This is a genomic window from Streptomyces albus subsp. albus (assembly GCF_000719865.1).
Lineage (GTDB): Bacteria > Actinomycetota > Actinomycetes > Streptomycetales > Streptomycetaceae > Streptomyces > Streptomyces albus_E.
The window spans coordinates 1-676 of the sequence record NZ_JOID01000088.1; the positions used below are offsets into that span (position 1 = coordinate 1).

At 62.3% G+C, this 676-nt stretch carries 2 protein-coding genes; both read right to left on the reverse strand.

All coding sequences use genetic code 11. The features are described from left to right. Entirely contained in the window at positions 1-309 is a 309-nt protein-coding gene (locus IF83_RS0129500) for a pore-forming ESAT-6 family protein (RefSeq protein ID WP_030549470.1), read from the reverse strand. Positions 310-329: 20 nt separating this feature from the next. Beyond that, positions 330-662, reverse strand: coding sequence for a hypothetical protein (locus IF83_RS0129505; protein ID WP_030549472.1), 333 nt, complete (start codon positions 660-662; stop codon positions 330-332). Positions 663-676: the final 14 nt, after the last annotated feature.

The following is a 676-nucleotide window of genomic DNA, read 5'->3' on the forward strand; positions in this document are numbered from 1 at the left end:
TCAGCCGATGTTGTCGACGGCGGCCTTCGCCTTCGCCAGCGTGGCCTGCGCCGTACCGTCGTTCTGCTCCAGCGTCGACCGCACCAGCTGAATGATCGACCGCACCTCGTTCGCGGCCTTGTTCCACCGCACTTCCTTGTCGTGATACAGATCCGACACACCATCGGCCTGGAAGTCCGCCATCGCCGACTTCACCGCACGATCACGCTCCCCCAGCACACGCTCCAACTGCCCCACGATCGAGGACAGCGAACCCTGCACCTCCGACGACGCACCCGTGTCATACGACCGGCGATCCTGATTCCCCACCGTCACAACCCCCGCTCAGATCAACGCCCGCCGAAACGAGCAGCATCGAAATTCGCCGCCGACATCTGCTGCCGCGCATTGTCCGCCGACTCCTGATCACCCGTACCGAACGACTGATCCATCCCCGACTGACCACCCAGAATCGCCCGCAACGACGAATTCAACGCCGCCGTCACCTCATCCGAGTTCATCTTGAACTGATCGAACGCCGCCTTCCCCGCACCGTTGAACTTCCCCTCCAACGGCTCCGCAGCAGCGATCAACATCCGGATCAAACCACCCAGATCATCCGAAGACCCCTGCGTATTCGACACCAGAGACGACAGCGCCGTGCTGCCCATATCGAACTTCACCAGCTCACCCCCGT